The 24,914-nt window shown below is 33.7% G+C and carries 25 protein-coding genes; 21 read left to right on the top strand and 4 right to left on the bottom strand.

Annotated elements, in window-relative coordinates; all coding sequences use genetic code 11:
* Positions 1-44 precede the first annotated feature (44 nt).
* Positions 45-782 carry a LytR/AlgR family response regulator transcription factor gene (locus ADJ83_RS06055; protein ID WP_031539480.1) on the bottom strand — a complete coding sequence of 246 codons (738 nt, stop codon included), beginning with the start codon at positions 780-782 and terminating at the stop codon, positions 45-47.
* The gene (locus ADJ83_RS06050; protein ID WP_031539482.1) at positions 757-2,541 is read right to left on the bottom strand and encodes a sensor histidine kinase; all 1,785 of its coding nucleotides are present in this window, start codon (positions 2,539-2,541) and stop codon (positions 757-759) included. Before ADJ83_RS06050 ends, ADJ83_RS06055 begins: the two co-directional genes overlap by 26 nt.
* Positions 2,542-2,907: 366 nt before the next feature.
* Here ADJ83_RS06050 and ADJ83_RS06045 point away from each other — a divergent pair, with 366 nt between their 5' ends.
* Positions 2,908-3,846: a metal ABC transporter solute-binding protein, Zn/Mn family gene (locus ADJ83_RS06045; RefSeq protein WP_031539484.1), complete on the top strand. Its 939-nt coding sequence runs from the start codon at positions 2,908-2,910 to the stop codon at positions 3,844-3,846.
* A 101-nt stretch (positions 3,847-3,947) separates the two neighbouring features.
* Here ADJ83_RS06045 and ADJ83_RS26470 read toward each other — a convergent pair whose 3' ends face one another.
* Positions 3,948-4,076: a hypothetical protein gene (locus ADJ83_RS26470; RefSeq protein WP_275044147.1), complete on the bottom strand. Its 129-nt coding sequence runs from the start codon at positions 4,074-4,076 to the stop codon at positions 3,948-3,950.
* 530 nt (positions 4,077-4,606) lie between these two features.
* Here ADJ83_RS26470 and lgt point away from each other — a divergent pair.
* The 19 genes from lgt (at position 4,607) to ADJ83_RS05955 (ending at position 22,543) form a co-directional block, all read left to right on the top strand.
* Complete coding sequence (gene lgt, locus ADJ83_RS06035) at positions 4,607-5,434, top strand: prolipoprotein diacylglyceryl transferase (protein ID WP_031539488.1); 828 nt, start codon at positions 4,607-4,609, stop codon at positions 5,432-5,434.
* Between the two features lie 335 nt (positions 5,435-5,769).
* Entirely contained in the window at positions 5,770-6,936 is a 1,167-nt protein-coding gene (locus ADJ83_RS06030) for a cation:proton antiporter (RefSeq protein WP_031539159.1), read from the top strand.
* A 250-nt stretch (positions 6,937-7,186) separates the two neighbouring features.
* On the top strand, positions 7,187-7,351 hold the full coding sequence (locus ADJ83_RS25495) for a hypothetical protein (protein WP_155986779.1): 165 nt from the start codon (positions 7,187-7,189) through the stop codon (positions 7,349-7,351).
* A 246-nt stretch (positions 7,352-7,597) separates the two neighbouring features.
* Positions 7,598-8,023 carry a cupredoxin domain-containing protein gene (locus ADJ83_RS06025; RefSeq protein WP_048717233.1) on the top strand — a complete coding sequence of 142 codons (426 nt, stop codon included), beginning with the start codon at positions 7,598-7,600 and terminating at the stop codon, positions 8,021-8,023.
* Between the two features lie 15 nt (positions 8,024-8,038).
* Positions 8,039-8,860: a cytochrome c biogenesis CcdA family protein gene (locus ADJ83_RS06020; protein ID WP_031539157.1), complete on the top strand. Its 822-nt coding sequence runs from the start codon at positions 8,039-8,041 to the stop codon at positions 8,858-8,860.
* Positions 8,861-8,995: 135 nt separating this feature from the next.
* Positions 8,996-11,065 carry a copper-translocating P-type ATPase gene (locus ADJ83_RS06015; RefSeq protein WP_051641005.1) on the top strand — a complete coding sequence of 690 codons (2,070 nt, stop codon included), beginning with the start codon at positions 8,996-8,998 and terminating at the stop codon, positions 11,063-11,065.
* A gap of 14 nt (positions 11,066-11,079) precedes the next feature.
* Positions 11,080-11,469 (top strand): cupredoxin domain-containing protein, encoded by a 390-nt coding sequence (locus ADJ83_RS06010; RefSeq protein ID WP_031539155.1) that lies wholly within the window; start codon positions 11,080-11,082, stop codon positions 11,467-11,469.
* The gene (locus ADJ83_RS25490; protein ID WP_155986778.1) at positions 11,466-11,618 is read left to right on the top strand and encodes a hypothetical protein; all 153 of its coding nucleotides are present in this window, start codon (positions 11,466-11,468) and stop codon (positions 11,616-11,618) included. Before ADJ83_RS06010 ends, ADJ83_RS25490 begins: the two co-directional genes overlap by 4 nt.
* A 319-nt stretch (positions 11,619-11,937) precedes the next feature.
* The gene (locus ADJ83_RS06005) at positions 11,938-12,633 is read left to right on the top strand and encodes a Crp/Fnr family transcriptional regulator (RefSeq protein ID WP_031539154.1); all 696 of its coding nucleotides are present in this window, start codon (positions 11,938-11,940) and stop codon (positions 12,631-12,633) included.
* A 143-nt stretch (positions 12,634-12,776) separates the two neighbouring features.
* The gene (locus ADJ83_RS06000; RefSeq protein ID WP_031539153.1) at positions 12,777-13,850 is read left to right on the top strand and encodes a PIN/TRAM domain-containing protein; all 1,074 of its coding nucleotides are present in this window, start codon (positions 12,777-12,779) and stop codon (positions 13,848-13,850) included.
* Positions 13,851-14,153: 303 nt separating this feature from the next.
* Positions 14,154-14,825, top strand: coding sequence for a methyltransferase family protein (locus ADJ83_RS05995; protein ID WP_031539151.1), 672 nt, complete (start codon positions 14,154-14,156; stop codon positions 14,823-14,825).
* 80 nt (positions 14,826-14,905) lie between these two features.
* A complete protein-coding gene (locus ADJ83_RS05990) occupies positions 14,906-15,580 on the top strand; it encodes a response regulator transcription factor (protein WP_031539149.1) in 675 nt (224 codons plus the stop codon).
* Between the two features lie 5 nt (positions 15,581-15,585).
* A complete protein-coding gene (locus ADJ83_RS05985) occupies positions 15,586-16,965 on the top strand; it encodes a HAMP domain-containing sensor histidine kinase (RefSeq protein WP_160314245.1) in 1,380 nt (459 codons plus the stop codon).
* Between the two features lie 465 nt (positions 16,966-17,430).
* Positions 17,431-17,619 carry a DUF2933 domain-containing protein gene (locus ADJ83_RS05980; RefSeq protein WP_031539147.1) on the top strand — a complete coding sequence of 63 codons (189 nt, stop codon included), beginning with the start codon at positions 17,431-17,433 and terminating at the stop codon, positions 17,617-17,619.
* A 97-nt stretch (positions 17,620-17,716) separates the two neighbouring features.
* Positions 17,717-18,058, top strand: coding sequence for a metal-sensitive transcriptional regulator (locus ADJ83_RS05975; protein WP_031539146.1), 342 nt, complete (start codon positions 17,717-17,719; stop codon positions 18,056-18,058).
* A 294-nt stretch (positions 18,059-18,352) separates the two neighbouring features.
* Positions 18,353-18,589, top strand: a complete 237-nt coding sequence (locus ADJ83_RS05970; RefSeq protein WP_031539145.1) for a cation transporter — start codon at positions 18,353-18,355, stop codon at positions 18,587-18,589.
* Between the two features lie 28 nt (positions 18,590-18,617).
* A complete protein-coding gene (locus tag ADJ83_RS05965; protein ID WP_031539144.1) occupies positions 18,618-21,074 on the top strand; it encodes a heavy metal translocating P-type ATPase in 2,457 nt (818 codons plus the stop codon).
* 43 nt (positions 21,075-21,117) lie between these two features.
* Positions 21,118-21,333, top strand: coding sequence for a heavy-metal-associated domain-containing protein (locus ADJ83_RS05960; RefSeq protein WP_031539142.1), 216 nt, complete (start codon positions 21,118-21,120; stop codon positions 21,331-21,333).
* Positions 21,334-21,466: 133 nt separating this feature from the next.
* On the top strand, positions 21,467-22,543 hold the full coding sequence (locus ADJ83_RS05955) for an NAD(P)/FAD-dependent oxidoreductase (protein WP_051641004.1): 1,077 nt from the start codon (positions 21,467-21,469) through the stop codon (positions 22,541-22,543).
* Between the two features lie 219 nt (positions 22,544-22,762).
* Here ADJ83_RS05955 and ppaX read toward each other — a convergent pair whose 3' ends face one another.
* A complete protein-coding gene (ppaX, locus tag ADJ83_RS05950; RefSeq protein WP_031539138.1) occupies positions 22,763-23,437 on the bottom strand; it encodes a pyrophosphatase PpaX in 675 nt (224 codons plus the stop codon).
* Between the two features lie 230 nt (positions 23,438-23,667).
* Between ppaX and ADJ83_RS05945 the strand changes: the two genes are divergently transcribed.
* On the top strand, positions 23,668-24,914 hold a 1,247-nt coding region (locus ADJ83_RS05945; RefSeq protein WP_048717226.1), incomplete at its 3' end, for a BadF/BadG/BcrA/BcrD ATPase family protein.

The following is a 24,914-nucleotide window of genomic DNA, read 5'->3' as shown; positions in this document are numbered from 1 at the left end:
TGAAAAGCAATAATGAAAAGATGAAATACAATTTATAAATGATTTTACAAACCAAGACACTTTTTCAATTCTTTTACATAGGTTCTACTAACTGGAACTTTAGAGTTATCCTTCATGATTAAATTATATGTTGAATTAAACCAAGGATCGATTTCCGCAATATGATCTAAATTGACAAGGTAGCTTCGATGAACACGTAGAAACGGAGCTTTATTTAACTTCTTTTCCATTACGACAAGCGTATCATTAACTTTAAATTCCTGTACCGATGTTTTAATCAAACACTTTTTCTCAAAGGATTCTATATAAAGAATTTCATCATAGTTTAATAAGATTATTCTATCATCTACAAGAATAGGTATTTTTTCATTTCTATCGTTTTTAATATAAGGATTGGTAGAAAGATCTTTATTCCCAAGGCTTTGCAATTGTTTAATTTTATCTAATGTTTTTTGAATACGTGCTTCATCGAAGGGTTTTAAAACATAATCTAGCGCATTTAACTCAAAAGCTTGCAGTGCATATTCGTCATAGGCCGTGGCAAAAACAACTATGGGGGAGGGATCAAAGGTTTGTAACTGCTTTGCTAAAGTCAATCCATTATCTTCAGCAAGTTCAATATCTACAAAAACAATATCGGGTTTTAATGTAGCGACTTCCATCTCTGCATCCTCGATACAATCTCCTTCCCCTAATATTTTTACTTCTTTGCTTCTATTTAATAAATATTTTAATTCATCTCTTGCTAAAGGTTCATCATCCACTATATACGCTGTTAGCATCTTGATCAAACACTCCTTTATTTTCGGAAGGGATCGAAATAGTTATGTTTGTTCCATTACCCACTTGACTTTTTATAACTAAACTTGCTTGGCTACCATAAATTCCTTTGAGTCGTTCATTTATGTTAAAGATAGCTGTACCATTTCCTTTTTTAGAGCTTACTATTTTTTTTCCGAGGACATCAATCTTGTCATTCGGTATCCCTATTCCATTATCCTTTACAATAATGATTAAACGACTATTTTCAGAGAAGATACGAATTTGAATAATTCCTCTATTTTTACTTCCCGGGAACCCGTAATGAATGGCGTTTTCAACTAAAGGTTGTAACATGAAAGGTGGAATAAGTACCTTTTTAAGATTGGGTTCAATGAGATAATCTATTTGATATTTATTTGGAAATCGTGTTTGCTCTAACGAAATATACGCTTTTACATTTTCTAAGTCTTTCTCCAAAGGGATAAGCATCTGCCTTGCTCCTTGTAGATTTCCTCGAAAAAAGGAACTTAGCTCTAGTAACAATTTACGAGCCTTATCTGCATCAGTACGGCAGAGTACAGAAATTGTATTAATGCTATTAAATAAAAAGTGAGGATGAATCTGTGCTTGTAATGCTTTAATTTCAGCATCTTTTAATAGCTTCGTTTGTCTTTCCGCTTCTGCAAGTTCCAATTGTGTAGAGAACAAATTAGCAAGACCTTCTGCTAATTGTTGCTGTACCTGATTAAGCTTTTCAGGATCGGTATAGTACATTTTTAAAGTCCCAACCATATTATTTTTCACCTTTAATGGTAGTACAATGGCAGCTTCTAAAGGGCAGTTACTATGAATACAGGAGATTTCTGCTTTCGTTCTTGCAACTAAGATCTTTCTGTATTCGAGCACTCTTTTTGTTAAAAGAGTTTCAGGTTTTGCAAGAGGAATATGGTGATCGGAAGCAGCGCCGACATGCGATAATATTTTTTGATGATCGGTTATTGCAACAGCATCTGCGTCTGTCAGCTTCAGCATAATTTTTGATATTTCCTTACACGAATTAGTATTAAGTCCTTCACGAAAGAAAGGGAGTGTCTGTTCTGCTATATAAAATGCATGGTTCGTTTGATTGGCACGTGTACGCTCGTGATCGCGTTTGATCGATTGGATCATAAACATGAACAATAGCGTTCCAAAACCGTTAACGAAAATCATGGGTAAACCAATAATCTGCACGAGTTGCCATGCTTGTTCAAACGGTTTGGCAGTAACAAGAATGATGAGCATCTGAACCGTTTCTAATGCCATACCAACAGTTACAGCAAATGTGGAAGTAATCTTTTTTTTCTTCTGTTTTCGTACTTTCCCTAAATATCCTGCTACGGTTCCTGCCAAAATGGTTGAAATAGCACAAGAAAATGCTGTAAATCCACCCAATGTATAACGGTGGACACCTGCAATCATCCCAGCGCCGATACCAACCATAGGTCCACCAAGCAGACCTCCAATGACTACTCCCATTACTCTTGTATTTGCTAAAGCGCTTTCGGAGTCTAGTTCGTAATTCCACTCAGCTTTGTTAATGATATTATGATGAATTTCTATTCCTGTATAATTACTAATTACTCCAAATGCACCAAAAAGTAGTAAAAGCATAACTTTTTCACTCGTTTTATGCTCATGTTGAAAAAGCTGGCGAAATGAATTCATTTGAGAAAGAACATAGGCAACAATAACGATAATTCCAACCTTTTCTAGCATTATTGGAACTAAATAGAACATTGTTTCATTCCTCCGATACAATTGTCATTCAACAACTTCTTTGGTTTCACATTGGATATTTTTACCCCTGAAATAATGTAATTCATTCTTTTCTGAATGAAAGTTCCCTATATTATGAAAAACAGTACAATAACTTAAACCAACCTTGCTGATTTTCAAATTTAATAAAAAGATAGTATATAACTATATTAATTATAGCAATACAGAAATATTTTAGAGTCTCTAAATTTGGTTTGAAAGGAACTTTTTTAAATAAATTTTTTATTTCTCAATACTTTTTGCATATTTATTGATTATATTTTGATAGTTGAATTGATTATAAGTTGTAAATCGTAATAATTACTATTTAAAGTTAAGGAGAAATTTATGAAAAAGTATATCGTTGTCATTATTTCTATTTTATTTGTATTTTTAGTCCTAACAGGCTGCAGCCAATCATTATCTAGAAATGAAAGTGGTATCGGAAAAGAGAAACTTAATATCTATACCACCATTTTTCCACTTCAAGATTTCTCAGAGAAAATAGGCGGTAAATATGTACAGGTAGAAAACATTGTCCCAACTGGTTCCGATGCGCATTCCTTTGAACCCTCCACCAAAACAATGGTTAAAATATCTGAGGGAGATGCCTTTGTTTATTTAGGAACCGGAATTGAAGGTTTTACGGATGCTGTTATTGAAGCTGTTAAAAATGAACAGACAAAAATAGTAAAAGCATCCGAAGGTGTTGCTTTAATAGACTCAAACGGAATCATAGTGAAAGAAAAGGCGGTAAAAGGGGATGTCGACCCACATGTATGGCTTGATCCTAATAGAGCTATCCAACTTGCCGAAAATATTAAAAATGTATTTATTGAAATAAAGCCAGAACAAGAGGAGTATTTTGAAGAAAACTTTAAAAAGCTGAAAGAAGAACTAGAAATATTGGATTTATCCTTTAAGAAAATGGTCAGAGAATCTTCCAATAAGAATTATATTGTGGCTCATTCTGCTTTCGGATATTGGGAGGATGCATATGGTTTGGAACAAATAGGAATTAGCGGACTTTCCCCAAGCAATGAACCTTCGCAAAAGCAATTAGAAGAAATCATTAAAGCTGCAAAAAAACAAGAAATTAAATATATACTTTTTGAGCAAAATGTGGAAAATAAGGTAGCTGAGGTACTTAAAAAAGAAATTGGGGCAGAAACACTAACTCTGCACAATTTAGAGGCCTTAAATGAAGAAGATATTAAAAAAAATGAGGATTATATTTCTATAATGGAAAAAAATATCGAAACGCTTAGAAAAGCTTTGGACTATTAAGGAACAGGGGATATTTGATTAAAAATAATTGAAAGAAGAGTACGAAATTTGTACTCTTCTTAATAAAAATGAAAGAAAATCAGTATAATTGAGCTCTCTCACTATCCTTTTATATCAATATTACCACCTAGGTAAGGTTGTGCTGCTTGTTCTAGAGCTTTAGTACTAGCCTCTTCTAACAACTTGTTGCTTTTATTGCTGTAATCAATCTTTCCTTCTGTTTGATCCAATGCTTTCATCCTAGATGATCTAGAAGCCATCTGCTGGTTCTGACCCTGACACTTTTCAACAGACGTCATTTCCATAAAATTTTCACCCTTTCCATTAAAAATGATGTAAAATATTTCTTCATTTTGTTTTTTAAAAGATTTTTAATCTTATACCAGCTTAAGTTATTTAATTTAGGAACTATTTTAAAAGGATTTGATTTCTGTAAAGTAATTATGAAACCTCTTAAAAACTTGATATAGGGAAGAATAGGAGCTAGGGGAAAGCGCCTATTCTTCTGTTAGGGATAAAAGCAGATGTTTCAAAAGTATAATAATCAATTAATATGCAGAAATTTAGGATTAATAAATACTTTTTGTGTAAATTTTTATAACAATCTCATCAAAATGAATCGTTTATTTTACAATGTTAAAATTTTATACACATTTTCTCGATAAAAAATTCACTTTTTGCTTTTATGATAGTTAACAAGTTAGAAGTTATGCTTTTTTCAAAAAACTACTAGACGATACATTAGAAATGAGGAAAATACATGATACCTTTATTTAGTATAGGTCCGTTAACGTTTTACTTTTTTGGTTTAATGATAGCGGTAGGTGCATCAGTTGGCATTTATATTTTTACAAGAGAAGCCAAAAGAAAAGGGCTTGATCATAAGGTTTTGATGGACATAGCTATTTATTCATTAATCGGGGGGATTATTGGAGCCCGAATAACTTATATATTAGTGTATAATCCATCCTATTATTTTGCCAATCCTATTAAAATACTCCATATAACGGAGGGTGGACTTTCTATTCATGGTGGAATTTTAGGGGGATTATTAGTTGGTTACTGGTTTTTAAAGCGTCACAAAATACCTATTTGGGAAACATTAGATATTGTAGCTCCAGCATTAATAATAGCTCAAGGAATTAGCCGAATAGGCTGTGATGTATTTGGCGGACCAATCTCAAGTGCATTACCTTGGGGAGTGGAGAAGTATGGTGAATACCTTCATCCTGCCCAAGCCTATGAATTTTTATTAGACTATTTATTATTTGGGTATCTATGGTTGCGTTTAAAGAAGCCTTCTTATTCAGGTCAAGTGTTTATTCATTATTTAATCGGATTTTTAGTTATTCGTGGCATTGTGGAGTTTACTAGAGTAAACCCAATGGTTTTTGGTCCTTTTAGTGTAAGCCATGTGATGAGTTTAATAGGAATCATCATTGCATTTATTCTAGTAAAATACCGAAAGAAGCATAAACTTATCAATCAAGAAAATGTAATTAACACCAACGAGTATCTAAAAACTGGATTGTTTGTTTTGATCATGATGGCCGTATCCCTCGTAATCTATTATTTAGTTCAAGTTTAGAAGTTTAATTTTAAACTATTAATTTCTTAAGTAATTCTTATATTCATTTCATCTATTTCTAAGGAAAGACGATTATTATGAAATATACATTTAGATTTTGATAGGAGGAGATTAGCTCAGATTTTGAGAAATATTTGTTAAAACAGCTCGTAATATAAACAAGATTCTAGTTAAACGTTGTTAAAATAGTATAAAAAAGCATACGATTAATTCTTTGTTTAATAATAATATAGAAAAACTTTGGAGGAGTCTGTCATCAAGGGATAATTATGTCCTTAGATGATGGATCCTTTTTTATTTTATACTAGATATACATTTTGAGAGGTGGAGGGATATTGTTAGTACTTCAATTAGCTATAATTATATTGGCAGCCAAACTTGCAGGAAGTTTAAGCGTAAAATTTGGTCAGCCATCCGTTTTGGGAGAAATCATAGTTGGTATTCTAATAGGACCATCTGTTTTTGGATTAATAAGTGCGACTGATACCTTATCAGCATTTAGTCAAATTGGTGTAATTCTACTTATGTTTACAGCAGGATTAGAAACAGATATAGATGAATTTAAACGATCTGGCAAAGCATCTGCATACGTCGGTTTTGGAGGAATTCTGGTCCCTCTTGTTTTAGGTTATTTTGCAGGGATAATGATGGACCTAACCTCGTACCAATCTTGGTTTTTAGGCATTATGCTTTCTGCTACAAGTGTAAGTATTTCGGTTCAAGCACTTAAAGAAATGAACCAACTAAAAACACCTGAGGGAACCACAATTTTAGGGGCTGCTGTTATTGATGATGTTGTTGTTATGATTGTTTTAGCATTCTTAATGAGTTTTGCAGGTGGAGAAGTTTCTTTAACTACAGTCATTTTAAAGAAAGTATTATTTTTTGGAGGAGCTATTTTGATTGCTTGGAAAGTTGTTCCTTGGTTCATGAAGAAATTCGTATTGTTAAAAGTCAGTGAGCCTGTTATTACGGCTGCTTTATTTATCTGCTTTGTTTTTGCTTTTGTCGCAGAATACACGGGGGTCGCCAATATCATTGGGGCTTATATAGCTGGTGTAGCGATAAGTGTAACAGGTTATAAACATGAAATATTTGAAAAAGTTGAAACGATAAGTTCTTCAATCTTTGTTCCTGTATTCTTTACATTCATTGGTATTTCAGCTCAGTTTGTTGGTATTCTTGATAATCTAACTCCAATAATATTGTTAAGTATTTTAGCTATATTAACAAAATTTATTGGTGCAGGTACAGGTGCTAAATTAGCTGGATTTGGTTGGAATAACTCAATGGGAATAGGTTCAGCAATGGTATCTCGTGGAGAGGTAGCATTAATAGTAGCAGCAATTGGTTTAGAATCAAATCTAATTACACAAGGTTTGTTTGCTATTATCATAGTTGTAGTTATTATTACAACCATTGTGACTCCTCCAATGATGAAGTATTTTCTACAATTAAATATAGGACGAGAATTAATACGAAGTAGGAAAATTTATGATTAATTAGAATTTTTTGATTTTGATTCTGTCTTCCTCTTATTATAAAACATTAATTTTCCTATTTCATATTAATTGAAGACTTGACCTGAGCAAGATATCCAGTCTTTCATTTCTATCAAAATTGAGTGATTTTTGAAAACTTATATAATCTAAGACAGTTTAATTCTTAGGTTATTCTTATATTCATTTCAGCTGATACTAAGGAAGTTAAATTAGAATAACATTGTAAATAAGGAATCTAGGAGGAGATTTTATGTTAGATAAAAATGTAAAAAAAGAAGAAAAATGTTGTTGCGAAGAGGAAAAACAGACTGAGAAAAATGAGCATCAACATGATAAGCATCATGACGATGACCATTGCTGCGGTAAAGGTAAAGATCATCAAAAACACCATGAGCACCATCATCATTGTCATTAATAAGCTAATAACAATATAAATAATAGGAGAATCTCTATTTTTAAAAATCGTCTGGAATGTGATTCTAGACGATTTTTTTAAGAACTTATTAAGATCAAACGGAATTTTTTTAAAAAATACAAAATAACGTATAAAAGTTTAATCGTTTGTATTAAATAGAATCTTTTATTTAAATTCATTTATCAAGGAATGTTAAATAGTTTCACTGCAAAAAAACAAAAATTCTATCTATAGTGGGGATAAAAAATGACGAAAGTAAAAAAAAAGCAAGCTAGAAAATATTTGTTAGAATTCACATTTATACTAATTATCATAGCCGCACTTATTCCATTAATATTGAGTATTACTAAAAGCATGGCAAATCAAGAGGATGAAAAAGGGACTCGTATAGAAGTTTCCATGGCAGGTTTTACTCCATCAACTATTGAGGCTAAAGCAGGAGAAGAGATAACCCTTCAATTAATAAATCCAGACAACTCAGCACATTCCGATGGTGGTGGATGGCATCAATTTGCTAGCGATGAACTAGATTTTGATTATAAATTGTCTCCTGAATCTACCAAAACAATTAAGATAAAAGTCAATGAACCTGGAGAATATGAATTTTATTGTGATATATGCTGTGGAGGTCGTGAGAATCCAACTATGCAAGGTAAGTTAATCATAACGTAGTGAAGGAAAATTAAAATGAAAACACCATTAAAAACTACTATTATAAGTTTGTTTCTCTTTTTTATATTATTGTTTTTTTCCTTTTTATTAAATCAAAGTATTATGGCTGCTAGTATAGCTGCAACAACAAGTATCATCCTTCTATTTGGGTTTATGTTATTAGCGGGAATTTTGGATGGATTTAATCCTTGTGCATTTAGTACTTTATTATTATGGACAGGGTTTTTGCTGAACCGCTTTGGATCAGAGATAGACAATGATTTGAATATTGAAAGACAACGAAAAAATATTTTAAGTTATGCCTTTTTTTATGCATTTGGTATTTTCTTGATTTATATTCTTTTGGGAATAGGAATTCTTGAGTTATTTCAAATATCATCCTTTCAAACAAAAACACTCGCACAAACTGCTGGATTTTTAGTTGTTGTTCTCGGTGTATTCATGGTCCGTGATTCCCTATTTAAGCAATCACAAGCAATTATTAAAATGCCAAGATTTTTACATCCCATTTATAAAAAATATAGCAATCCTGTTTCCAAATTTGGCAGCTTCTTTAGTGGACTAGTTATTGGGCTTTGTACCGTGCCATGTGGCGGAGCCATCTATATGGCCATATTAATCATCATCCAATCTAAACCATTTGTAGTTAAGTATCCGTTATTATTTGTATATAATTTGGGCTTTATTTTGCCTGTGGTTATCTTTGCATTAATCCTTTCAAATAAAAAACTATTACAAAGTATAAGTCAGGATTTTATTTTAATGAGAAATAAATTGAGATTAATGATTGGAATAATCACCATACTACTAGGTTTTTCTTCCATTTGGTTAGCCTAAAGAAACAAGTTTTTTTAGTTGATAGCGAATAAAAATATAATTCTTATGTAATTCTTAGATTTGTTTCAGCTGAAGTTAAGTAAAGTTTTTTAGAATCGAAGTAAAGAAAGACATTTGATGAAAGGAGAATGGGAGATGGGAACTCAAAAAAATAGCCATGTTCATGAGCATCATATGCATCAGCAGGAAGAGCCGACAGAAGAAATGGAATATCGTTCTTTAATGAAAAAGTGGTGGTTTGCAGCTGCTATTTCCGTACCGATTATTGTTGTTTCCTATCCAAATTTGATTCCAGGTATACGTGATTGGCTTCCAATGGGTAGTGTGGAACTATGGTGGGCAAGGTTAATAATGGGATTTTTTGCTCTCCTTGTCCTGATTGTAAGTGGAAACCAATTTTTTATTGGCATGTGGGAAGGATTAAAACAACGTTCTGCTAATATGCACACATTAATTGCCACCGGTGTAAGTGCAGCTTGGCTTTATTCTCTCGTTGCTCTCTTTTGGCCTGGGATTTTCCCAAAAGAGGAAATGGCTGAGGTGTATTATGATGTCACAACAGTCGTTACAGCTCTAGTAATTCTTGGAATGGCGATGGAAGTAAAGGCGAAAGGACGTTCATCTGAAGCGATTAAAAAATTAGTTGGACTTCAGCCAAAGACTGCAAATGTAATAAAAGAAGGAATAGAAGTTAAAGTACCAATTGAAGAAGTGAAGATTGGTGATAAAGTAATTGTTCGACCGGGAGAGAAAATTGCTATAGACGGGATTATATTAGATGGGAATTCTGCCGTTGATGAATCCATGTTAACAGGTGAATCCATGCCGGTTGATAAAATCCCTGGTAATGAAGTATTTGGCGGAACTTTGAACAAAACAGGTAGTTTTACTTTCGAAGTTACAAAGGAACAAAAAGATTCGGCTTTAGCTAATATAGTAGAAATGGTTAAACAAGCACAAGGTTCACGGATTCCCGTTCAAAAGGTAGTGGATAACGTATCCGCTTACTTTACTCCTGGTGTAATTATTGCAGCAATATTAGGATTTATCGTTTGGTATAATTTTGGTCCACAGCCTGGTTGGGTATATGCATTAATCGTCGCCGTAACTACTTTAATTATAGCATGTCCATGTGCACTCGGAATGGCAACCCCAATGTCTTTAACAACTGGAGTTGGAAAGGGGGCCGAAAATGGTATTTTAATCCGTTCAGGAGAGGCCTTACAAGTTGCCCAAAAATTAAATACAATTGTATTGGATAAAACAGGTACGATTACGGAAGGGAAACCTTCTTTAACAGATATTGTATCATTAGGTAAGTATTCAAAAACAGATTTATTAAAATTTAGTGCTTCCATCGAAAAGGGATCAGAGCATCCCCTTGCAACAGCAATAATGGATAACGCAGAAAAAAAGAAAATACCCCTTGCTAAAGTAACCGGGTTTAATGCTATACCAGGACATGGTGTAGAAGGAATCGTGGAAGATAAGAGAATTTACTTTGGAAACTTAAAGTTAATGAAAAAAGAAGGTATTCCACTTAACGGGTTTAACAAGTATGCATCTTCGATGGCAGATGAAGGAAAAACCCCAATGTTTATGGCTATTGACGGGGAGGCAGCAGGTATCATAGCTGTAGCAGATACGGTAAAAGAAGACTCCTTGTCTGTTATTCAGGAATTAGAAAAGATGGGTTTAGAAGTGGTAATGATTACTGGTGATAATCAACGCACGGCTCAAGCTATTGCAAAGCAAGTAGGAATAAAACGAGTATTAGCAGATGTACTTCCACAAGATAAGGCGGAAAATGTTCGAAAGTTACAGGCAGAAGGTAAAAAAGTGGCTATGGTCGGGGATGGTATAAACGATGCACCTGCCTTGACACAGGCAGATGTTGGAATTGCCATTGGAACCGGAACAGATGTAGCAATTGAAGCAAGTGATATTACGTTAATCTCAGGAAGCTTAAAAGGCGTTGTAAGTGCAATTAAAATTAGCAGGGCAACCATGAAAAATGTTTATGAAAACTTGTTTGGGGCGTTTATTTATAATACTGTTGGAATTCCCATTGCCCTTGGTGTACTGTATCCATTTACAGGAATCTTATTATCACCTTTGCTTGCAGCAGCGGCAATGGCCTTTAGCTCCGTAACAGTCATTTTAAATGCAAACAGGTTAAAAGGTCTAAAACTAAAAACATTTTAAAGGAGTGGAGAAAGATGGATGTTTCTAATTGGATCGTCACAATTGGGGGACTATTATTTATTGGCTTAATTGCATGGTTTTTCTGGAGACCCAAAAAAGGTGGAAGCCTTGCCGCGAAGGGAAATTCAGGTTATCAAGAAACAACTATTCAAGTGAAAAATGGCTATCATCCTGCACGAGTTATCGTACAAAGCGGAAAACCAGTTCGCTTTGAGTTTACAAGAGAAGAAACAGCTGCCTGTTCTGAAATGGTCATTTTCCCGGATTTTCAAAAAAGTGCTACATTACCTGTTGGAAAAAAAGTAATAATTGAACTCCCACCAATGCAGACAGGTACTTATGATTTTACTTGTCAAATGGGAATGTATAGAGGAACCATTATTGCTAAAGGGGATAAGAAATGATAAAAAAACTTTTTTTGTGGTTTATCATTTTAGAGATTATAGGGGCAATTTTTATATATTGGGATGTTAAAACGTCCGAGGAGCAAGAGACATCCATTTTTTACGTACCTAATGTAGGAGAAGGTACTATTTCAGTGGTAAATTTATAAAAGAAGAAACAATAGATACGATCCCCTTGGTATTCATGTAATTAATATTAGTAATAACCGGAATATCTTTATGTTACCTTAATCAATGGAGACGGGGCCCTTTCTGTTTTGAAAACATATAATATGAAGAAAATTATCAAAAGTTAAGACAGGAGGCTGCCCTGCACTTGTTGTGTAAAACCTAGTAGGATGAATTATTATAAAGAAGGAAAGTCTGTATTATCATTGTTAATGAACATTAAATTATTTATTCTAATATCGTAATCACAGGGCATTAAGTCATATTTCAAATAAAAGGAATCAGTGTAAGAGGTGAAAAATGATTAAAGAGGAAATTATAAAAATATTATCTGAATTTCCACTATTTCACGAACTAAATAATCATGAAATAGGTGAAATTGCTAGTATCTCTATAACAAGAGAATGGAATAAAGGAAGCCATGTTTTTTTTCAAGATGAACCAATCGAAAACGTTTATTTTATTTTTGAAGGTAAAGTGAAAATATATAAAACGGATATGGAAGGAAAGGAACAAATAGTTTCTTTATTAAAAAAAGGAGATATGTTTCCACATGTGGGTTTTTTCCGAAAAGGAGGATATCCAGCCTTTTCGGAAATACTAGAGAATTCCATACTTATTGTTATTCCAATAGCACAATTTGAAAAAGTATTAATTGAAAATCCTGATCTATGTATTAAAGTATTAAAGGTATTAGGAGAAAAAATTATTGATTTTCAAGAGCGCTTAGAATCACAAATACTGAATAATACCTATCAACAAATTATTAAATTAATCATTAGACTTGGGAAAGAACATGGACAAGTACTTCGCGATGGCAGTATACTTCTTAAAAGTGAATTTACAAATCGAGATCTGGCAAGAATGATTGGTACAACAAGAGAAACAGTCAGCCGTATGCTAACAAAACTTAAAAAGGAACATCGAATTAAAACAGATGCTAATCATAATTTAATTTTTGACCCTGATTTATTGGAAGAATATATTTATTCATAATTCCATAATAAAAAGTAGCTATAGGAAAAGATTAACTCAGTCTTTGTTTGACCTTCTTTTACCACAGGTATAGAAAGACAACCAGAATAAGAATAGTTTGCTAACATAAGATCAATAATTTCAAAAAATAAGAAGGTGAAGGATTGTTAAAACGTATTGTTCAAGCATGCTTCCTCATTATTGGAGGGGCATTAGGTCTTTTTTTAATTCATGATTTATTAAGGTTAATTACTTTAGATGACATTCCCCTATTAAATAACCCATATATATCAGTTATTTTGGGCGCTATTATATTTTATTTAATTACATTTTGGGCGATTGACTATGTGATTCATTTTGTTAAATGGATGGAAGAATCATTAGTGAAGGCACCTATTACAGATATCATATTTGGAAGTGCAGGGCTTGCTTTTGGACTTATTATTGCCTTTTTAATTGGTTATTCCCTTAATGCAATTGAGGTTCCTGTTTTAAACACGGTGGCTCCTATTTTACTAACATTAATTTTTGGCTATTTAGGCTTTCAAGTCGGTTTTAAAAAGAAAGAAGAATTACTTGGCTTATTCTCCAAGAAGAAAAAATTGGTGGAAGAGGACCCTAAAAAAGAGGTTAATAATGCTGTGAAGATACTGGATACAAGTGTTATCATCGATGGTAGAATTGCAGATATTTGCCAAACTGGTTTTTTGGAAGGATCGCTTGTTATTCCTCAGTTTGTTTTAACTGAGTTACAACATATTGCAGATTCCTCTGATTTGTTAAAAAGAAATAGAGGTCGAAGAGGCCTTGATATATTAAATCGAATTCAAAAAGAACTTGAAATAAAAGTCGAGATATATGAAGGAGATTTTGAAGAAATTCAGGAAGTGGACAGTAAACTTGTAAAATTAGCTAAAATCACAAATGGTGTAGTTGTAACCAATGATTATAATTTAAATAAAGTATGTGAATTACAAAAAGTATCTGTTTTAAATATTAATGATTTGGCTAATGCAGTTAAACCAGTAGTATTACCAGGGGAAGAAATGAACGTTCAATTAATAAAGGACGGTAAAGAGCATAATCAGGGAATAGCATATTTAGATGATGGTACGATGATTGTCGTAGAAGCTGGCCGCGAGTTTATTGGTAAATATATTGATGTACTTGTAACAAGTGTACTGCAAACCTCTGCTGGAAGGATGATCTTTGCAAAACCCAAGCAATTAACAGTTTAAAATATTAAATTAAATAATAAATTATATAAAGTTTGATAACCAATTATCAATTCATCATTACCCTATCAGTGGGTTATGAGTATTAAACGGAAAATGATGTAAGATTGAGTTACTACTTTAATTTAAAAGTTTTCTAATAAAGGAAGAGATTGATTCATAAGGGATTTAAAACCTATGAATGGATCTCTTTTTTCATTATTTGTACAAACTTATATTATTCTTGAATCAATTTTGGTTAACTCCATCATTTCTCCATACTTTTTTATTAAAGTTAATGAAAAAAGATAACATGGAGGAATTGAAATGCATGGCGTAGACCAAACTGCCTATGGATTATGGGCTGCAGTTATTTTTAATATTTTGATCTTTGGGTTATTTACATATACCGCTTTTAAACCAACTACAAAAAGAGATTGGAGAACTATGGGAGCATTTACTGCCTTTCTCGTAGCTTTATTTAGCGAAATGTTTGGTTTCCCTTTAACCATATATTTTCTCACTTCAATATTAGGCCAAAATTATCCGGTCCTTGACCCATTTACCCACGCAAACGGACATTTGTGGGTAGCGTTAGCTGGGGGATCACCAATCCTATTTAATATTTTACATCCTCTTAGTAATATTATAATTTTTAGTGGTCTTATTGTGATCGCTATTGGATGGAGAGGAATTCACAAAGGGTCAGGACAATTAATAACGAAGGGGATTTATCGCTTTGTACGCCATCCGCAGTATAGTGGTTTCATCTTAATGATCGTAGGTTTTCTAGTTCAATGGCCCACAATCATAACCCTTTTGATGGCCCCTGCATTAATTGGTATGTATAATTGGTTGGCAAAAAAAGAAGAGAAAGTAATGATCAATTTGTTTGGGGATGAGTACCTATCATATGTGAAGAACGTTCCTAGGTTTATTCCTAAAATCCATTTTGGGAATAAACCAATAAGTAACAGTAATCACACTCAAAATTTATGATACTAATCTATAAAACTTTATCTTTTTATTATTACTTCTAATCAAATCGACATCGATAATACTCAGAGGAGGTATATAAAGTGAATGCAAAAATAATTGTAATAGATGATGACACCAAAATTACTTCTATGATTAGAAGAGGACTTACCTTTGAAGGTTATGATGTAATCGTTGCTAATAATGGTAGGGAAGGTTTAATGATGATACTTGATCAGTCACCTGACCTAGTTATATTAGATGTAATGATGCCTGGAATTGATGGTCTAGAAGTTTGCAGAAGGTTAAGAAAAGATGGGAACATCCCAATTTTAATGGTGACTGGAAGGGACTCTGTTGCAGACCGTGTAGAAGGTCTAGAAACCGGGGCAGACGATTATCTTATCAAACCTTTTGCTTTTGAAGAATTGGTTGCCCGTATAAAAGCACTATTAAGAAGAACGGATAACATTAATACTGGGGATTATATTCATTTTGCTGATCTAACCTTGGATTTAGCTTCCCGTTCAGCAGAAAGAAATGGGAGGTCCATCGAGTTGTCTACAACTGAATTTAATTTATTGGAGCTTTTTATGCAAAATCCAAAAAGAGTTTTGCCTCGTGAACTGATTATGGAAAAAGTTTGGGGGTATAACTTTCAAGGAGAATCAAATGTTCTCGAAGTTTATGTGGGTTATTTACGTCATAAGCTCGAGTTGAACAAGGAAAAAAGATTAATTCATACAGTCCGAGGCTCTGGGTATGTGATGAAGGAATGAAATCCATGCCCATCCGATTAAGACTCACTTTATGGAATTGCCTACTTTTTGGAAGCATTATGGCTTTAGTCATTTCTATTATTTATTACACTCATAAACAAGCATCCTATGAAGCTGGAGATAAAATGCTTACGAATATATCTTCTCACGTACAGGAGGAGATTACACGACAGTTAAAAAAAGGAACCCCATTAGAGAAAGTAAATATGTCAGTTGATTCCTTAACGATTAATGAATATGCCGTAATGATAAAGGGGAAAAAAGATGAGCTTATTCAAACGACTTCTCATTTATTTTTAAAAAATCATCCATTTTCAAAGGAAAAGGTCTTTTTAGATGGCTCAGAATTCCAAACTGTTACGGATAAGAATGGAATAAGGATAAGGATAAAGATTAATCCTATTTATCTTGATCAATCAAAAATAGGCTATATCGAGACTTTATATTCATTAGATTCTATTGATAGATCTTTAAAAAGATTTAAGTGGACAGTAATCGGTTTAAGTGGAATAGGTATTATCATAGCTTCTATAGCTGCTTGGTTTTTGGCAAAAAAAACATTATGGAGAGTGGATTTAATTGGAAAAACAGCTAAAGCGATTACGGCTTCCCAAGATTTTGAACAACGCGTCTTATATACAGGTCCTCCTGATGAACTAGGACAATTAACGGGGACTTTTAATCAAATGCTGGATAGCTTAGAAAAGGCTTATAAAAATCAAAAACGATTCCTTTCTGATGCCTCCCATGAACTGCGTGCACCATTAACGACTATTAGAGGAAACCTGGATATTTTACACAAGATGAAAAATATACCGGAATCAGAAAGAGAAGAGATTCTAGAGGATATTAGGAATGAAGCCATCCGAATGTCAAAATTAGTCTCGGACCTTTTATCACTAGCACGTGCTGATGCAGGGCAAATTTATCAAAAAAATATTATTAATTTATCTACCATTACAACTGAAGTATTAGTAGAAATGGAATTATGGGAAAAAGCAGTTTTAATAGAATCAAAAATTAAAGACCAAGTAATGGTATGGGGCGATCAGGATTTAATCAAACAATTATTAATCATATTCCTTGATAATTCTATTCAGTATACCAATCCAAAAGGAAGAATTTATGTAATGGTTACGGAAGAGAAAAAACAGGCGGTTATTCAAATAAAAGATACTGGGATTGGGATCCCAATGGAGAAGATACCATATATTTTTGATCGGTTCTATCGAACTGAATCAGCAAGAAAACAATCCCCAGACGGCACAGGTTTAGGGTTATCGATTGCAAAGTGGATAATCGACGAACATCAAGGAAGAATTGTCGTTAATAGCAAATTAGAAGAGGGTACTGAATTTATCATTTACTTGCCTCTCGTTTATTAAAGTGAATCAACTAATAAATTTATTTTCGATATTTGTAATTTTATTTGGTTTTCTATGTTCATAAATGTTGATAAACTACATTCAAGGAGAAAACTCTAGGTTGGGAGTTTTCTTTTTATCAAATGTTAATCAAATCATACTAAAGTGTAAGGATGGCGAAAATAGAGAAATCCTCAATGGAAAGAAACTGAAAATGTTTTTTTGTTTGGACGATATTGGGATTAGCCTTTGCTGATTTCAACCCTTCGTCCTTTAGAGAATATCAACAGGATATAGAGTTTAATGAAGTATCTGACGGTGATGATAAAGAAGATCCAAAAGATAATTAGAAAACAGTTCAAGACATGCTTTGATTTATAGATAGGTTAACCCTTTTAATTCTTATGTAATTCTTATCTTCATCTCAGTTTAAATTTAACTTAAGGATTTAAACTTAAACCATAGAATAGAAGGAGGTTTAATACGTTGACACTTAAAAAGCTAGCAATACCTATTTTATTAGTAATAATTATTGGAATTGTAGCAGCTATATATGGGAAATGGGATTGGCTAATATGGGGAATATTCCTACTTTGTCCACTTATGCACCTATTTGGTCATGATCACTCAGGGCATAATCATAGTAAAGGCAGACATTCAGGACATCACCATTAAATAGTATTCTTAAGGAGAAGTAAAAGGATAAAAAAGAATTTGCTTTACATAGGGTAGGGGGGTAAGGTACAATGTAAGTATAAAGGAGGAAATGAAAATGGCGCCCGATTTAGAAAATAGTCCAATAACTGTAGAAAGCTATTACTCTATTTCAAAGGAAAGAAAAAGCCATAATTCAGAAAAGGTAAAACATAATCTTGTAACCAGGCTAAATCGAATCGAAGGACAAGTTCGAGGTATTAAAAGATTAATTGAAAAAGATGTGTATTGTGATGATGTAATTACACAAATTTCTGCAAGCCAAGCAGCTTTAAATAGTGTAGCAAAAATTCTACTAGAAGGTCATATGAGAAACTGTGTTGTAGATAGAATTCAAAAAGGTGATATGGAAGTTTTAGATGAAATGCTAATATCGATTCAGAGATTAATGAAAAAATGAAAAGTATAACTTAAAGCTTGAAAAGCACCAATAAAAAAACAAGATAGATTCTGTTATTGGAATTTTATTTTTTTTTAATAAAAATATACCCTATATCCGTATGGTGGATAAAAGAATTAAATGAAGAAGTAACGAATGGGGAGAAATTGCTTGTTCTCGATTGACAAAGTGATCAACCACTTAAAGGAAAAAGAAATTAATGTTAAGAAAGTTTTATCTCGATCTGAATTAATGAAGTGGTTAATAGGGTCAGTTCAAAATGAAAATAATCAATTAGAAAAAAGGAGGACTGTTATGAATCAGGTAATACTTAATGTTCAAGGAATGACATGTGAACATTGCATAAATCTAATTGAAGGAAAGATTGGGAAGTTAGACGGTATTGAATCCATCTATGTCCTTCCTAATGAAGGAAAGATCAACATAACCTTTGATTTACATGAGGTTGACTTAAAAGACATTACAGATTCTATAGAGGATCAGTGTTTTAATGTGGAAGGTTGGGAAATCCCAAAACCAAACTTTTCCTAAAAGAATATAAATAAGGGAGGTTAAGAGAATGGCTGAAAAAACGTTAAATATAGAAGGCATGACATGCGCATCATGTGCCCAAAGAATAGAAAAAGTGACAAAAAAGCTACCTGGTGTGAAGTCATCAAGTGTGAATCTAGCAACCGAAAAAATGAATATTCAATATGATGAAAATGCGATTTCATTACAAGATATTCAAGAAGCTGTTGATAAAGCGGGATATAAAGCTGTGGCAAATACAGAAAAGAAGACCTTTGCTATTTCAGGTATGACCTGTGCATCCTGTGCTCAAACGATTGAAAAAGCAACAAGAAAATTAGAAGGCGTATTGGAATCCAATGTGAACTTAGCAACGGAAAAATTGAGTATTGAATACGATTCTTCGGTGGTATCAACTTCGGATATCATTCAAGCTGTTTCCCATGCAGGTTACGAAGCGCATGAAGACATTGCATCTGAAGAGTCCATTGACGAAGATAAAGCGAAAAAACAAAGAGAAATTAAAAAACTATGGAAAAGATTTTGGATATCAGCCGTATTTACTGCTCCATTACTTTACATCGCCATGGGCCATATAGTGGGGGCACCATTACCTGGAATTATTGATCCGATGATGAATCCAGAAGCCTTTGCACTGATTCAGTTACTGTTAACCATACCAGTGGTTATCGTAAATAGGAAGATATATACAGTTGGATATAATACTTTGTTTAGAGGACACCCAAATATGGATAGCTTGATAGCTTTAGGAACAAGTGCAGCCTTTTTATACGGTATTTTTGCGACAGTCATGATTTATTTAGGAAATTCAAGTTATGCCAGTGAATTATATTATGAAACGGCAGCCGTTATTTTAACTTTAATTACATTAGGAAAATACCTTGAAACTTTAACAAAAGGAAAAACATCAGAAGCCATAAAAAAATTAATGGGTCTTGCTCCTAAGACTGCTATTGTTTTAAGAAATGATCAAGAAGTGGAAATTTCGATAGACGAAGTGGTTGTAGGCGACATTTTAATCGTTAAACCAGGTGAAAAAATGCCTGTGGATGGTATTGTCGTTGAGGGGACAACGGCTGTTGATGAGTCCATGTTAACAGGGGAAAGCATTCCTGTAGAAAAAAACGCAGGAGACAATATAATAGGCGCCAGTATCAATAAAAATGGTACGATCCAATACAAGGCAACAAAGGTTGGTAAAGACACGGCCCTATCTCAAATTATTAAATTAGTAGAAGATGCGCAGGGCTCAAAAGCTCCTATTGCTAAATTAGCTGATATTATTTCAGGTTACTTTGTGCCAATTGTTATTGGGCTTGCTGTCCTTTCAGGATTAGCCTGGTACTTTGGAGGTCAAACAGGTATTTTCGCATTAACTATTGCCATCTCAGTTTTAGTTATCGCATGCCCATGTGCACTAGGTTTAGCTACACCAACAGCCATTATGATTGGAACTGGTAAAGGAGCGGAACACGGCGTTCTGATTAAAAGTGGTACAGCTCTAGAAACTACGCATAAAATTCAAACCATTGTATTTGATAAAACTGGAACGATAACGGAAGGGAAACCAAAAGTCACTGACATTGTTACAGCAAATGGTATTTCCGAAGAAGAACTATTAATTTTAGCAGCATCTGCTGAAAAGGGTTCTGAACATCCATTAGGTGATGCAATCGTTAAAGGTGCTGAAGAAAGAGGAATGAACTTCAAGAAAACGCAGGCCTTTAAAGCGATCCCAGGACATGGAATTGAAGTAACCATTGACGGCCACCATATGTTATTAGGAAACCGAAAATTAATGGATGATCGTAACATATCATTAGGATCTTTATCTAAAACATCAGATGAATTAGCCAGTCAAGGGAAAACTCCAATGTATATTACGATGAATGATAAAATTGCCGGTATTATTGCGGTAGCAGATACGGTTAAAGAAAATAGCATAAAAGCAATCCAAAAACTTCACAAAATGGGTATAGAAGTTGCTATGATTACTGGTGATAACAAACGTACCGCTGAAGCCATTGCCAAGCAAGTTGGCATCGATCGGGTACTAAGTGAAGTTCTACCAGAAGATAAAGCGAATGAAGTGAAAAAGCTGCAAGAAGAAGGCAAAAAAGTCGCAATGGTTGGAGATGGAATTAACGATGCACCTGCACTTGCACAAGCCGATGTTGGGATAGCCATTGGATCAGGTACCGATGTTGCAATGGAATCAGCTGATATTGTCTTAATGAGAAGTGATTTGATGGATGTTCCTACCGCAGTTGAATTAAGTAGATCAACCATTCGAAATATTAAGCAAAACTTATTCTGGGCATTTGGTTATAATACGGCAGGAATTCCATTTGCAATGGGAATTGTTTTCCTTTTTGGGGGCCCATTATTAAGCCCGGTCATTGCAGCTGCAGCTATGAGTTTTAGCTCTGTATCAGTATTACTCAATGCGTTGAGACTAAAACGTTTTAAACCTTCTTCTATTTAGAAGGAATGAAATAAAAATGAATAAATGAAAGGGGAAATATTTAATGAAAAAGAAACTAACCATAGAAGGAATGAAATGTGAAGGATGTGCCGATACGGTTCTTAAATGTTTAAAATCAATTGAGGGAGTTACGGAAGCTTCCGTTAACTTAGGAGATAAAAGTGCATTGGTTGAAAGTCATAATGAAGTAAGTGACCAAGCCATTCATGAATCATTAGCAAATGAAAAATATAAGGTTGTAAAGATTACTGAAGAATAGTCATTCTAAAAGTTCTTCAAGATTCATAATAAAAGTCCGATTTCTTCATTCAAAGGTATGGAGAAATCGGACTTTTTAAATCAATAAGCCCCAAAATGCAAAGGTACTTTGAAATAAGGGAAGGAGAATTAACTTGCAAAAGATTGCAATCATTGGAGGTGGCCCTGCAGGTTTAACTGCAGCAATAGAAGGAGCAAAAAGCGGATTAAGCGTGACGTTATATGAAAAGTTGGAAATTGGTGAAAACATTCGATGTGCGGAAGGTTTTTTTGATACATTAAACATGCTTGGGAAACCCCGATATGGGGTTAGGTTTAAGGTAGAAGAAATAGAACTCAAAATAAAATCAAAGTATGTATTTCCCTGTGACGACAAAATAAATATTTGGATGATTGATCGACGTGAATGGCAAAAAGGTTTAGCTGAAGAAGCAAGATCATTAGGCGTAAACATTATCGAAAACATTACTATAACGAAGGAATTCTTTATAGAACTCGTTTGGGAATACGATTGGATCATTGACAGTTCAGGAGCTATTTCAATAACTTCTCAAGTATATGGATTCCATAAATATTATAAAGATACATCTGCAGTTACGGTCCAATACACATTGGCAGGTGATTTTAGCGAATATTATGGGAGAATTAAGTTAGTACTTGAGGACCCTTATACAGGATATTACTGGATTTTTCCAAAATCAAAAAACGAAGCAAATGTTGGACTAGGAGTTTTTAAATCAACTAAATTAAATTTATGGGCAAAGCTAGATAGAGTACTTGAAAAAGAAGGGCTGTCTTCTTATAAAATAACAAAGAAAATGGGTGGGCTATGTCCTACTGTAAAGCTGGATAGATTGGTATATGATAATGTGTTGCTTGCAGGAGATGCAGCTGGCTTAGTTTCCCCATTACATGGTGGAGGGATAGATACTGCCTGTATTTCAGGCAAAATGGCCATTCAAAATATTTTACATAATCGTGTTGATTGTTATGAACGAGATTTGAGCAATATTTTAGATAGAAAGTTAGAGGGTGAAAGAGAGCTTTTTGAACGTTTAGTATCTTTAAATTCAGGAGTAATAGATTATATTATCAAAATAGTGCATCGATCGGGGAGAACATTAGGGGATTATGGAGTACTAAATGGAAGAATCCATAAATTTTTACAGTTAGGAATTATCCAGGCTCTGTTACCTACCAAGAAAAAGTGATTAATAAAATAATAGATATTAACTTCTATTAATCAAAAAGATCCTATTTCAATATATGAACCGGTTCTCTTGATGGGTGAAAATTAGTAAAATTGTTGATATCAGTGTGTTTTTAAGGGAATCACAATGGATTCCCTTTGGTTGTAAAATCTAGTTATCGTTTATTAATTCCTTTTGTTCTTACAGTTTCATTATTATAAATTTATTTATAGGGTACCATCAGGATAAACGGGCTTTCCTGACGGTACCCTTTTCAGAGTTAATAATTTTTAAAAGGTCAAGAAAGTCGTCCAGCACAAAGTCAGGCTGGTCCACCAGTTCCTCCTTTTTTAACTCACTCCATGACACAAATACACTCCGTACACCCGCATTTTTTGCACTAATAATGTCTTCGACGCTATCCCCGACCATTAATGCATGTTCAGGTGATTCAGCTAATGCATATAATGCTTTTTCTATTGGCTCGGGATTTGGTTTTGGATTAGTTACATCGTCAAAGGTAATAATGGTGTGAATAAAGTTGCTTATTTCGTCTAAATGACTACACCGACTAGTCATATAATTATGTTTGGAAGTGACAATCCCTAACTTGATACCTTTATCTGATAATAGCTGTATCACTTCTTTCGCATGAGGAAAGAAACTAGTAAGTGCATCATGGTTCGCGACGTCAAATTGACGGAAAGTATGCAACAATTCGTTAATATTACCTGAATAATACCTTTGAAAAGTTTTTGTTAATGGCTCACCAAAATAGCGTTTCAATTCCTTTTCATCTACATCTAAATTCAGATGTTTTTTTAATGTATGCTGAAAGGAAGCAACTACTAATTGGTTTGTATCCAAAATCGTTCCATCAAGGTCAAATAGAACAGTTGATATATCCTTGCTCATTATTTTTATATTCTCCTTTTCGTATCACTTTTTATTTCTCTTTTAAGTTTACAAAGGGAGAATGAGATGAATATGAGAAGAAGCTTAAATATAAATAAAAATTTTTACTTATTCCTGTTGATACTGGTAATTCTTATGTAATTCTTATCATTAACTCATATTTAATTTAACAAACGTATTTAAACTTAAAGTGGAGATAAAACGAGGATTATAGGAAGGTAGGGATTGAAATGAAGTTTCAAATAGGTCTTGATGTTGGTTCAACAACAGCCAAAATGGTCGTACTTAACGACAATCAAGAAATTGTCTTCAAATCATATCAGAGACATTTTTCTGATATTAAAAATACAATTTTACATCTATTTAGTACCTTAGCTCAAAAGGTTCCAACTGCTGAATTAAAAATAAATGCTAGTGGTTCTTCAGGATTAGGTTTATGTAAGGGAATGGGTGTTCCTTTTATTCAAGAAGTGGTTGCATGTACAGAGGCAGTCAAGTCCACTATGCCAAATATCGACGTTATCGTTGAACTCGGTGGAGAAGATGCGAAACTAATTTATTTAACAAATGGAATGGAGCAACGGATGAATTCAGCTTGTGCAGGTGGTACAGGTGCTTTTATCGATCAAATCGCATCATTATTAAATACAGATGCTGCAGGTCTTAATGACCTTGCTGCTTCAGCTGAAAAGATCTATCCGATTGCTTCAAGATGTGGTGTATTTGCTAAAATGGATATCCAACCACTCCTAAACGAAGGGGCAAGACGTGAAGATATAGCTGCTTCGGTATTTCAAGCGGTTGTCAACCAAACGATTGCCGGTCTTGCTAATGGCCGACCGATTCGTGGAAATGTTGCTTTTTTAGGTGGGCCGTTAACTTTTTTACCAGAACTTCGGAAACGGTTTATTGAAACCCTCCATTTAAAAGATGAACAAGTCATGTATAGCCAGGATGGACAGTACTATGTAGCGGTAGGGGCAGCTTTAGAAAGTGAAAAAAATGATGTGATCAAAATAGAGCAAATCATACAGCTATTAACCGATATGAATGAAGCAAAAGTGTCTTCTGCCTCCAGTGGAAATGAGCCTCTTTTTAGAGATATTCGGGAGTTAGAAGCTTTTTATCAACGTCATCGTCAAGCAACAGTAAAAAAGAGACCCCTTTCTACATATGTAGGAAATACCTATTTAGGCATTGATGCTGGATCAACAACAACAAAAATGGTTTTAATTGGTGAGGATAACGAAGTATTGTTTCATTTTTATGAAAAAAATAAGGGCAATCCCATTGAAACCGTTAGAGAAGGATTAATCAGCTTGTATCAAGTTCTTCCAAATGAAGTTACTATTTCTCGGTCAACCGTTACAGGATACGGTGAAAAATTAATTCAAGCAGCCTTTCACGTGGATGATGGTGAAATCGAAACAGTTGCTCATTATCAAGCAGCAAAGCAATTTCAGCCTGATGTTGATTT

Source organism: Bacillus sp. 522_BSPC (assembly GCF_001076885.1).
GTDB classification, from domain to species: domain Bacteria; phylum Bacillota; class Bacilli; order Bacillales; family Cytobacillaceae; genus Niallia; species Niallia hominis.
The sequence above is the reverse complement of the archived record's forward strand: the minus strand, read 5'-3'. Positions and strand labels throughout refer to the sequence as shown.

Bases quoted from the DNA above. Each gene is read 5' to 3' on its own strand.
- ADJ83_RS06055 (WP_031539480.1), bottom strand. From the start codon at position 782: ATGCTAACAGCGTATATAGTGGATGATGAACCTTTAGCAAGAGATGAA.
- ADJ83_RS06050 (WP_031539482.1), bottom strand. From the start codon at position 2,541: ATGTTCTATTTAGTTCCAATAATGCTAGAAAAGGTTGGAATTATCGTT.
- ADJ83_RS06045 (WP_031539484.1), top strand. From the start codon at position 2,908: ATGAAAAAGTATATCGTTGTCATTATTTCTATTTTATTTGTATTTTTA.
- lgt (WP_031539488.1), top strand. From the start codon at position 4,607: ATGATACCTTTATTTAGTATAGGTCCGTTAACGTTTTACTTTTTTGGT.
- ADJ83_RS25495 (WP_155986779.1), top strand. From the start codon at position 7,187: ATGTTAGATAAAAATGTAAAAAAAGAAGAAAAATGTTGTTGCGAAGAG.
- ADJ83_RS06025 (WP_048717233.1), top strand. From the start codon at position 7,598: ATGACGAAAGTAAAAAAAAAGCAAGCTAGAAAATATTTGTTAGAATTC.
- ADJ83_RS06020 (WP_031539157.1), top strand. From the start codon at position 8,039: ATGAAAACACCATTAAAAACTACTATTATAAGTTTGTTTCTCTTTTTT.
- ADJ83_RS06015 (WP_051641005.1), top strand. From the start codon at position 8,996: ATGGGAACTCAAAAAAATAGCCATGTTCATGAGCATCATATGCATCAG.
- ADJ83_RS06010 (WP_031539155.1), top strand. From the start codon at position 11,080: ATGGATGTTTCTAATTGGATCGTCACAATTGGGGGACTATTATTTATT.
- ADJ83_RS25490 (WP_155986778.1), top strand. From the start codon at position 11,466: ATGATAAAAAAACTTTTTTTGTGGTTTATCATTTTAGAGATTATAGGG.
- ADJ83_RS06005 (WP_031539154.1), top strand. From the start codon at position 11,938: ATGATTAAAGAGGAAATTATAAAAATATTATCTGAATTTCCACTATTT.
- ADJ83_RS05995 (WP_031539151.1), top strand. From the start codon at position 14,154: ATGCATGGCGTAGACCAAACTGCCTATGGATTATGGGCTGCAGTTATT.
- ADJ83_RS05985 (WP_160314245.1), top strand. From the start codon at position 15,586: ATGCCCATCCGATTAAGACTCACTTTATGGAATTGCCTACTTTTTGGA.
- ADJ83_RS05975 (WP_031539146.1), top strand. From the start codon at position 17,717: ATGGCGCCCGATTTAGAAAATAGTCCAATAACTGTAGAAAGCTATTAC.
- ADJ83_RS05970 (WP_031539145.1), top strand. From the start codon at position 18,353: ATGAATCAGGTAATACTTAATGTTCAAGGAATGACATGTGAACATTGC.
- ADJ83_RS05965 (WP_031539144.1), top strand. From the start codon at position 18,618: ATGGCTGAAAAAACGTTAAATATAGAAGGCATGACATGCGCATCATGT.
- ADJ83_RS05960 (WP_031539142.1), top strand. From the start codon at position 21,118: ATGAAAAAGAAACTAACCATAGAAGGAATGAAATGTGAAGGATGTGCC.
- ppaX (WP_031539138.1), bottom strand. From the start codon at position 23,437: ATGAGCAAGGATATATCAACTGTTCTATTTGACCTTGATGGAACGATT.